Origin of the sequence: Spiroplasma chinense (genome assembly GCF_008086545.1) — a bacterium.
Lineage (GTDB): Bacteria > Bacillota_I > Bacilli_A > Mycoplasmatales > Mycoplasmataceae > Spiroplasma_A > Spiroplasma_A chinense.
In genome coordinates, this window is record NZ_CP043026.1 from 296,506 (window position 1) to 308,174 (window position 11,669).

The 11,669-nt window shown below is 26.9% G+C and carries 5 protein-coding genes; all 5 read left to right on the plus strand.

Features of this window, described 5'->3' with window-relative positions; translation table 4 throughout:
* The first annotated feature begins 4 nt into the window (after nucleotides 1-4).
* Nucleotides 5-2,083: a hypothetical protein gene (locus SCHIN_RS01375; protein WP_166507846.1), complete on the plus strand. Its 2,079-nt coding sequence runs from the start codon at nucleotides 5-7 to the stop codon at nucleotides 2,081-2,083.
* A gap of 176 nt (nucleotides 2,084-2,259) precedes the next feature.
* Complete coding sequence (locus tag SCHIN_RS01380; RefSeq protein ID WP_166507847.1) at nucleotides 2,260-4,083, plus strand: MFS transporter; 1,824 nt, start codon at nucleotides 2,260-2,262, stop codon at nucleotides 4,081-4,083.
* Between the two features lie 158 nt (nucleotides 4,084-4,241).
* Nucleotides 4,242-4,958 (plus strand): hypothetical protein, encoded by a 717-nt coding sequence (locus SCHIN_RS01385; protein WP_166507848.1) that lies wholly within the window; start codon nucleotides 4,242-4,244, stop codon nucleotides 4,956-4,958.
* A 27-nt stretch (nucleotides 4,959-4,985) separates the two neighbouring features.
* Nucleotides 4,986-7,100: a hypothetical protein gene (locus SCHIN_RS01390; RefSeq protein WP_166507849.1), complete on the plus strand. Its 2,115-nt coding sequence runs from the start codon at nucleotides 4,986-4,988 to the stop codon at nucleotides 7,098-7,100.
* Between the two features lie 2 nt (nucleotides 7,101-7,102).
* Nucleotides 7,103-11,668 carry an ABC transporter permease gene (locus SCHIN_RS01395; protein WP_166507850.1) on the plus strand — a complete coding sequence of 1,522 codons (4,566 nt, stop codon included), beginning with the start codon at nucleotides 7,103-7,105 and terminating at the stop codon, nucleotides 11,666-11,668.
* Nucleotide 11,669: the final 1 nt, after the last annotated feature.

Sequence of the window (11,669 nt, forward strand, 5' to 3'; positions counted from 1 at the left end):
AGTAATGAAAAAATTAATTTCTATGTTATCATCGCTTTCTCTAATCACATTTTCAACCCTTTCGGTTGTGAGTTGTGCAGGAGATTATAACTATGATTCTTTATTTGTCGAAAAAGATAAAGGAAATAAAGGAGAATATGTTGATGATTCAACAGTAAAAGTAGTAAACAAATTAGAAAAATTAACATCAAAACAAATGGCTGCAAATGTAAATTTGGGTAGAGCAGCACATGGAACAGATTGAGGGGATTTGGATAGTTCAGAAAAAGCAGATATTCAAAACCAAGTTAAAAATTTCATTTCTGAACAAATCGAAATGGATACAAGTAAATTTGAATTAGAAATGGATACAAGTGCAACTTTCACAATACCAAAGTTAATTGGTATGGAAGGGCAAAGTATCACCCAGGAAGCTAAAGTAACAACAGGAAATGCAGGTATTAGTCTTAAGTATAGAAGTAAAACAATATATGAAGGAAATATTGCATGATCAATTCCTGAATTTGATATTATAAAAGACATTGCAAATATTTTGAACTCAAATAGTGGTTTAAATTCAATTTACGATATCAAACAAATTGATATTCCTTTAGGTACTTTTGATTTTTCAGGAGTTTCTATAACACTTACAATGGGAACAATAACAAACTTTATAGGTTTAGTAAATACAATGCTAAATTCTTCGTTATTGGGAGACGTTGGGGTTGGTGTTAATAATCTTATGAAAATGGATCTTAAAGGATTGGCAGCAGCTCAACCTGGAAGTCCAGTTTATGATAAGTTTGACTCTGATTTTAGAAACAATTTAAAAATGATTTTTACAGGTTTAGAGTCTTTATTGACAAGTTTTGGTATGTCGCCAATTATTACTTTACCTTCAATGGGTGAAGGTAAAGAACCTATAGAATTAAAAATATCTGAACTATTAGACTTCAATATTTTAGATTTAGTTGACTTCAATGTTTCAGATATGAATACTGAAATGGATTCTAATGGGGCTCACATAACAATTAAAGCAGAAATGCTATCTAGAGGTAAAGAAAATACTTTAAGATTAATTGATATTTTAAGTAATGTTGCACCAAATGTTGTACATTTGGTCTCAAAATTTTTAAATCCAGATACTTATAACCCAGATTTAGGTGGTAGTGGAAATATTCTGTTTTTACTACTACAAGATCTAATTACAGAAATGTCTCCAGAATTGGAAACTATTAATAATAAAAATAACGATGATAATGCAAGTGCTGGAGCAGCTAGAAGTGGGCTTGATTCCCTGTTATTCAATTTCTTGTTAGGATATAATAAAGTAAATAGAACAAGAGAAAAAGCTAATCTATATTTCTATATTGATCTAACTGCTTTTAAAGATATATCACTCGGGACTGCTACTATTAAATTACTTCACTATAATTTAGAAGAATTGTTGAATTTAATTACACTTAGACCTGGAGAAATTGTTATGAAAATAATAAACAAACTCTTTGATTTAGAAGGTGAAAGTTATCTTGATTTAAATAAACCATTTATTTCAGGAGAAGATAACATGCAATTTGTTGATGGTAACTTAATTTCTGACACAGCATTTGCAAATCTTGTGGATGGTGCAGAATACACTACAACAGGCGTAGTACCAGAAGATGCAGTTAAATCTTATTTAGAAGCTTATCGTGATAGTTTTAGAAATCAAATAATCACTCAAATTAATGATCAAATTAATGCGATGATACCAACACTTTCATTGCAAGATATAATTAATTTAAATCCAAACCTAATGCTTCAACAATTAGGTATTGTGCCAGAAAACTTACAAACAGCTGAAGTTAAAATTACAAAAGCTCACTTTGTATTCGAGTTCTGAAATGATGATGCAAAAGAATGAGATAAAATTACAAAAGGAATTAGTGATAGAACTTTTGCAGTTTACAAAAGTATGAAAGTTCGTTTCTTCGATGTTCAATTCCAAGTGGATTTAGATACTGAAGCTAACGGTAAATACACATTACTTACTCGTGATGATTTAACTTACGATATCATATTTGATGTGGCAGATGCCAATAAAATTGGAGAATCAAGTTCTTAATTTTATAAACTGATAACTTTTAATCATATGAAATGTTAATCGTTTTATATGATTTTTTTTGTTAAAATAATAAAGATGAAGGGGGGAAATTTCTATGACATATTTATTTAAAAGTAGAAACAACTTTTTCTCCCTTAGCCTTAATTAAATAAAAGTATTTAATTAAGGAGGTTACGATGAAAGGAAAGTGCTATAAGTATCAATCTATAGCAGACATATCAGTTTCATCCCTTTTTTGCGCACTAATAATAACAATTAATTTATTTTTAAAAGGTTTTGCAAGTTTTGATATAGGCTTGTATATTTTAGCAATTGCTACAATATTTTTTAAAGTAAACATTTCGTTTGGAATAGCTTTAGGAACTAGTTTTTTAACCCTATTTATAAATGCAGACCCAATCTATTTGATTGCAAATTGTTTATCTTATATTTTGATGTGAGCTTTTGTGATCCTGTTAAGAAAAGTTTTTTATAAAGTGAATGTTTTGTTTTATATATTCATATTGTTATTTAGTGTTGTCAAATATATGTTAATGTTTACGTTTTGAACAATAATTTATGATGCTGAAACCGCTGTAGGTTTTTATATTGTGTATTCAGTTGAAATGCACATGCTTTTTATTGGTTATTTAATTTTGCCAATTTTGTTAAATGGCAAAATTTATATGATTATGAAAGGTATTAAAAATTTAAACGAGAATTATTTTAATAAAAAAATAAAAAAAATTATAAATGATGAGGAGAAGGAAATGAAATTTTCAGATAATATAAAACATTATCGAATCCAAATGGCTTCGTTAATGTTTAGTATAATGTTTATGGCAGCCTACTTTACGTTTGCACCATACGCTATTGCTGTACAATTAAAAAATGAATATTATGCAGCTCTTATATTTTTAACCCCATTCATAATGGTGTTTGCAGCACCAATGTGATTGAAAGTTAAGAAAAAAATTGGAAGTAAACAAGTATTGATAAATAACTGAATAGGTTTATTTATTGGAACAGTATTGATGTTTACAATGTTTGCAATTAAAAGTGATAACATTCACTTTACAATAATGTTTTTATTAGGACATATTATGTTTTCTATATTTTTTGCAGGAGTTATTCCTGTAAACATGGAGATGATAAGAAGTTTTATGAATAGAAACAATATGAAGACAAATATTCGTGCATATATGGGTTTTAGTTCACTTCTATTAATTGCGCCTCTCTATATTTTAAATCACTACAATTTAAATTGAGCAATAGCTGCTATTTTTGGAGTTGTAGGATTAGTAATTATTATCTTGTTAGTAGTTAATCAAAATATTTGAGATAAACCAGTTACTTTAGATATAAACACAAAGGCCTTTGCTTCTTTAAAAACTAATAAAAAGTTTTGAGCAAATGTATTTTTACAAAATTACTTTTTTGGAGTATCTAAATTCTTTGAATTTGGGCTTGTTTTAATGATGTTTATAAATATAAAAACTAACAAAATGGATATGAATTTAAATAGTTTTTGAATTTACATATCTTGTGCATTTCTTGCAAAATACTTGGCACAAGCCTTTGCAAGAATCGTAAAAATAAAAGACGAAAAAATGAGAAGTGCCAATATTTTTGGAAATACCTTAATATTATTATCAATAGTTTCACTTGCGATATTCTTTTTATTATTAAATGAAAAAGAAATTACTCAAATTGCATATTTTGCAGTTATGATCGGAGCAAGTTTCTTTATTGGTTTTGGAGGATCTTTAATAGATAAAACAAAAACAAGACTAATAAAATCAATAGTAAAAGACGAAGAATATAGTTTGGCTATGATAATTGACCATGTTGCAGGTCATGCAATATTTTCATTGGTAGTGAGTCTTGTGTATTTGATAGTTACTTTAGCTATCACTTTAACACCATTTAACTTACTGCTATTTTGAACTAGTGCGTCAGTTGTAACTCTAATAATATTTAGTTTCCAGACAGTTTTATCTAAAAACATAAATACAAAATAAAAAAATGACTTGTATAGTTTCTATACAAGTCATTTTTTTATTTAGACTACGTTATAAATTAGTAAATGTTTTCTAAAACTTAAAAGTTGTTTGATTGCTTTTTTCTATTTTTTTTGTAAACTCATAATAGTTTGAATTAAAGGGAAAGAGGAGAACTTATGAATCAAGTGATGAGAAGCAAAAAAGTAAAACTAGAGGTAAGAACCATTTTACTTATGCTATTTTTGCTAGTAACTATCCTTATGACTGCAAAAAGTTCAAAGCTAAGTGAAAGTAGCGAATTTGAAAATGTAGTGCCTTTAATTATATTTATTCTAAAAAATTCATTTATTTTAATATCTTTAATTGTTTTTTTTATATTAACAATTCGTGTTATAACTTTATATTTTTCAAAAAAAGATCTAAATATTTTAAAAATAGAGAAAAGCAGTACAAGTACTATAAGATTATTTTATATTTTTGCAGCTATACTCGTTGTTTTTAAATCATTATCTACTAACTTTTCAATTACTTTAGATTTTACTATTTCAAAAGAACTTTATGAAAAGTTATACATATTTGAAATATCTATTTTAACTTGTTGCACTATAGCTTCAATAATTTCTATTTTTTTATTCAAAAATATATCAGGTGATGTTTTGGTTTTTGACCAAGAAATTTTGATTGAAAAGTTTCAATTGGAGATTGAAAGTTTAAACAAAGAAAATTTTGGGTTTAAAATAAAATTTAATGTTCTTATGATTTTGTTTGATAATAAAATAAAACAATTTATATCAAAAACTAACAAGCAAATAGTAGTTTGTATTTTAGTAAGAAAAACTAAGGAATTAATCGAGGATAAAAAGGCTAAAATGCCACCACTTTCTTTTTTTTAATATAAAAAATAGAAAGGAAGAATTAAAATGATAAAATCAAAAACCCTTTTATTGATTGTGGGATTAGGAGGACTTTCTACAGCTGCAGTTATACCGGTTATTTCGTTATCTAACAGTTTTTCAAATACTTTTAAAAAACAAAATGAAGGAACTGATTCAACATCAAATTTAGATGAAACACTTGATGAAGATATAAAAGATTCAAATCAAGGTTTTGAAGCAGTGGGTGTTCTAAAAATTAAAACTAATTTAGGAGATATTAACGATTTAAGTGAGCAATCAATAAGAGAAAAATTATTAAAAGAAAATAATATACTAAAAGATAAAACAATTTATATAAAAGGAATTACTTTAAAAAAAGTAAAATTTACAGTAGAAAACTACTCAGGGACAATGGAGGTAAATTACAAAGTTACCGACCTGAATAATTTAATTAAAGAAAAAGAATTAGGAAAAATCAAAGACATTAGAGAAACAACTATTATTGAAAAAATTAAGGAAAAAAATCCTTTACTTTCAGGTGTGAGTTTCGAAGGAGAGTTAAGTATTTCAATAACTTCTTTGAGTGAAATTCATGTATCTTTGGCCAATAACTCTAGATCAGATGAAAACTATATAATTTTAAATTACAAATGTACTTCAATCGAAGGGTTGTTTTCTGAAAATGATCTTGGTCAAATGGACGATATTAGTGAAGCAAATATTTCAGCACAAGTTAAAAATCACAATACTCAATTAGAATTTGCAGCTGAAAAAAACTACGTGTTTAAATTTGTTGAAAACACAGTTCAAACTCCTTCAGGGGTTAAAGTTAATTTATATTTTAACAATGAATTAGTTAAATTTGATGAAGCTAATTTCTTAAATATTACATATAATGTAAAATCTATTGAAACAATAGTTACCAAACTTGATTTAGGTGAGATAGAAAGTATTTCTCCAACAGTTATTTTAGACAAAATAACTAGTCTGAATCCAATCTTTGCAAATTATAGAAATATTAAAGATTCAAAATTTGAATCAATAGGTTTAAATTATGCAATTCTAAGAAATGATAATTTGGAAGGTCAAGTTACAGTAACTTTTGTAATAAAAAATCTCTCAGGATTATTATTAGAAACTGTTGTTGGAGACATCGAAGACTATTCTACCGATAGTTCTAAGAGAGATCCAAAAATTATTGAATTAGTTAAAAAAACTAATCCAATTTTAAGTGATTTAAGTACATCATCTTTACATGTGGCTACTTTTAAAATTTCAAGTTTTACTGTTTCTGACCAATATATATCAAATAATACATTTGTTTTCTCAATTGATGGATACAATGGAACTTTAACTATGACTTTTAGAATTAAAAGACAAAGTATTGAAAAATTCTTAAAAGTAACAGACTTAGGTAATTTATATTGAATTTCTACAAAAGAAGTAATTCAAAAAATAAAAGATAGAAATGGTGCAGATTTTGACGAATCTGAGTTAATCTTCTCTACACCAAACTATACTGGAGTTACTGTTACCGCTAAAGAAACTTCATATAATTATTATGGAGTTGTAAAAATTTCTTATAAAACATTATTTTCAAAAACTACAGGATTTAATTTAAATTCAGGGGTAAATGGAACAATAACAGGAGATACCTTTGTGGCAAATCAAGGGATAATTTCTGGTGGTGATAACCAAAAAGCAAATCAATCAAGCATTGAAATGAAATATGCTATACCAGATAATTATAATAATTTAAAAGCTGCTTATAAAAACTTTGTTTTTGACATTACAATTAAACCCAAAAGAATTCAAGCTAATAAAGCTGTAGCTAGCAGTGAATTAACTTCAAAAACAACAAATAAAAAAATAACCACATCTATTTCTTCTATAACAACAAGTTGATCTAAAGAAGCAGAATTGGCACACCCAGGTTTTACATTAACATTTAGATCTAGAAACTGATTAGGGTGCAATGCTGGACCTCAATCATGAAGTTATTCAACAGTGTTTAAATACCAAATTTCTAGAGCGACAAGCGGAGGAATAGACTATATAAAAATTAAATTAGTTATGAATTCTTCAATGTCTGATTACTCAACTTGTGATGATGTTGTTTCTGAATACTCTACTTACTTAAATTCTATAGATATTAATTAATTATGAAAAATACAAAAAATCAACAAAAAACTAGGGAAAATAATGTAGTTAAAAAGAATAAAGTAGAAAAATACAAATACAAGCATTTGATCCTTAAATCAGGATTTAAAAATGCAATAAAAAACATCTTCCAATTATTTGGTCTGGCAATTTTGATTGCAACAACTTTTATGATTTCGATGAGTGTTGTTATAACAAATGGAAGAATTAACAGTAATTATAAAAATATTTTAAACACTTCAGTTCAACATGATTTTATAGTTGATGTAAGTAATTCGCCAAGGGTTTCTTTCCAAGAAGATCAATGAATTGGTGGAGAAAATATTGATGAGTTTAGTAATCAAGATTTATTTGAACAGTATCTAATAAATGTTCTTTCAAGAAAAGGGATAAACAAAGATAATAGCGGTCAAATAACAGGAAATGATTTCTTTGATTGAAGTAGAACAGAGACAAGGAACTTTTACGGGTTACATGAAAATAATGTAGATTTAAATGTAAAAGTTATTGCAAAATCTTCATTGGTCGACCAAACAAAAGAAACCGCTAAAACAGGTCAATTACCAGTTGATAAAATAGTTTTAGAAAATAACCAAACAGATAATATCTTTTCTGAAGATAAAGAAAAAGCTAAAAGAGAAGTTGTGATTCAAAGTAACTTTGCACACAAAAATAACTTAAAAATAGGAGACATAGTTAGACTTACTCCTGACAATTATGGAAGTGAACTTTTAGTAAAAAAAGATGTATCTGAAATAGAGTTTGGTGGAGAAATTAGTATAAATGATTCTGAACTTGGAATAGATAATACAATTTTTAAAGATCAAAACTGATTTCAAATAATCGGATTAGGTACATCTGCTGATTTTATTTATCCTACTGTGGGTACAAAAAGTATAATACCTTCAAGTAAAACTGATATGACAGCATATGTTGACCCAACAGTATTTGGATTAACTGAACAAAAAATTAATCCTAAAGAAGGAAGTCAAATAATACTTTATAGTTATGATTTAGTGGCTTCAAAACTAAGTGTCCAATCAGAAAGTGACAGAGAAATATATTTCTCAGGGAAATTTTTAAATAAGGTTGATAAAATTGAATCATATTTAGAATCTTTTAATAACGAATGAATAAGATATGGACATGTTAGTTCAAGTAAAGTTAAATTATTTTACAAATTAAATGACCCAGGATATAAATGATCAATAAGAACATCTGCATATAGCAAAGTTATCTTATCTTATTGATTATTGTCTGCTTTCATCATTGTTTTAATTGCTATTATTTGTATATTCTCAGTTACTTTGATTGTAAAAAAACAATTTGATGATGCGAAAAGTAAATTAGGAACATTTAAAGCGATGGGTTACTCAAATAGAGAACTACTGGTTTATTTTATAGCCACACCTTTTGTTATTGGTGGAGTTGGAGTTCTATTAGGTTATTCAATAATGATGGCTGTTCAAAATACTTTGGTAGGTGTATTTTTAAACTACTTTAGTTTACAAAACACTTCTATTCATTCATTTTGGTTACAAGCTGTCGCTATAGTCATTGGAATCATAGGAATTCTTGTAGCAACAACTCTTATGATTGGTTATTCAGTCATTGAACAAAATGCACTCTCTTTATTAAGTGGTAATGCTTCAAGGAGAAGTACAAAAATTGGAATGTGGATTAAAGTTTTATTTAGAAGAGCGCGACCAAGTATTAAGTTACACGCAGCACTTACAATAGGGTCTCTTCCAAAGATTATAGGAACAAGTTTTACATTACTTATTTCAACATTTTTGATAACAATAAGTTTAATAACACCAGATATTTTAAAAAGAAATGGTAGTGCTACTTTTGAAGGGCTAAATTATGCAGGAACTGTAGAATATAACGAACCTGTTTCAAACAATCCAGCTACATTTTTAAAAACTTACAATCCAAATAAAGAAAATGATTGAAAATACAAGTCTACAAATGTAGTTTCAGAAATAGATGATTCTTCAAACTCACAAAAAAATTATGAGACAGCATACCCAGTTATAAGCGATGGGAATGGTGGGTATAAATATGATTCAACAAAAATTATTAAAGACCTTATATCAGGAGATATAAGTCAAAATTATTGATCATATAATATACCAATTAGTGAAGAAGGAGATTACACTTCATATTATGAATATGCTAAAGTAAATTACTCTAATTGAAAAAACTTATCATTAGATTATTTAAATGCTTTAGATGAAATTAATACAGATATTGATTATAGTAATTCGAGCATTCCTTTTTCTGCAATTACTTCATTGACAAGACAATGAACTGATTATAAATATTTAATAGATGATATTGAGTCATCAGCTATTGCGTTAAACTTGTCAGCTACAAGTGATAATTATTTAAACACAATAAGAAAGATTTCTTTAAGTTTACAAAACTTCTATAAAAAATATCACAGTGGTATACCGTTAAATATCGATAAGCGATATTTAAGTGGTTCAAAATTAAACAACCAAGCTGTTACAGATATTGATTTTGATCGCCAATTAATTGATGCGCCAACAAATGATGTGTATGACACTTACAATGTTAGATCACCAATTAAGTTAGCAACTAAAGGAAGTTATCCGATTTTCTATGGTTCAAGCGGTTCATCAGAAGGTTCATCAGATGATCAAAAATGAAAAAATATTATTAGCGAATTTTCAAAAGACCTAAATGTAAAAGAAAACTCTTTAAAATTTAAAAAAGAAAATATTGAAACCGTTAATTTAAATAATAATAAATTAACAGTTGAAGATTTATTGAAAGTAAATACTTACTTAATCACATGATACTGAATTAACTTTGAAGGTAAAATTGGAACTATGTTATTAGAAGCTAATTACCAAAATTCAAATAATGTGGTTCAAAAAAGTATTATTAAAAAAATAGAGGACGGAGAAAACTATAATATCACAACAAATGTGGTACCTTATGATTCTGAACAAGAAGAGTTGGGAACATTATTGAATGGTATTTATAAGACAAAACAAAATTCTCAAAAAATTAAAATCTATGGTATTGAAAAAGATACCAAAGCTGTAGAACTTAAGGATATTAAAGGCAATAATTTAGTCCCAAATCTTTTTGGGACATTATCTGAAGAATATAAAGAATATACCCCAATCGTTGTGAATCAAACAGTTGCCCAAAAACTTAATGTCGGCTTTAAAGACGTAATTGATATTGATGTTATCAAAAAAGTTTTAATGGATGATTCAAATAAAATTTTAGGCCTTGATAGTGTGAAAATGGGGGTTAAAACTCCTTATGAATATGGAAATCAAACAACAAATGACATAATTTCAGAGGCTAAGAAAAATTATTATTCTTATGAAACAAACAATAAAGGTTGAAGTTCAACTTCTTCAATTAAAACAGCAACTATAAATAATAATCAAATAGCTGCAACTACAGTAAATGATTTATCTTCAGATACTGAAATCTTAAATGCAGTAAATAATTCAAAGATTAAAGTTGAAGAAGCTCCAACTCCAAAAAAATTTATGGTAGTTGGAGTAAATGATAACTATGGAGAATCAAAAGCTTGAATTTCAAATGATAATGCTAATGAAGTTTTGGGTTATAAAGATGTTAAGAAATACTTCTTTAATAATTTCTTTATTAATGAATGACGTTCAAATCCAGGACTTGCAAATTTCTTTAATAAGACAATAATGGAAGATATTACAAAAAATCAATGAGCTACATTCCTGTCATCTCTGGAAATAAAAATGACTGAATGAGAAAACGGTATATACAGTGCAAAACAAGATAATGCATATGACGATTTTGTAGAAACTTTCTTAAATATTTCAGACAATGCAACGAATAAAGTTAGTTTGAAATATTCAGCTAGGTATTTGAAAAAAATATTTGATAATTTATATCCAATATTTAACTATAAATATTTATTAAATGAAGAATATGATGATCAAGTAAATATTTCTCCAAAAACTCAACCTTATGGAGATTACAGTTCAAACGGAATGGTTGGTTCAAGTCGCGTAAGTATAAGTGATAGTGGGGTTTCTAGTGTAATTTATACTCAAGGTTATGAACAATCAGGTATTCTTGATAACAATTTTATGTCTGATAAACATAAAATGCTTAAAAATATAGAAGATCTAACAATTTTGTTAATTTATGTAATCATGTTTGTTGCACTAATTATTTCAATAATTATCATAGTTATTACCACTTCGTTGATTATTGAAGAAAACTCTCAATTTATAGCAACAATGAAAATTTTGGGATATTCAAATGCTTATGTAATGTTACAAGTTTCTGGAATTTACTTTATTCCAATATTATTAATGTTTGCATTAGGATTTACAATGGGTTACTTGATTTTGTCAAAAGTGACAAGTTACATATCATTAAATTATTCATTTGTAATTCCATTTAACTTTGGAATTTATGTTCCTTTTGCAGTTCTTGCAATATTGTTATCAATTTATGTCTTAACAATATCTATAACATATAAAAGATTTACAAAAATCAAACCAACAGATTCACTACAAATTAGTAGTTAGA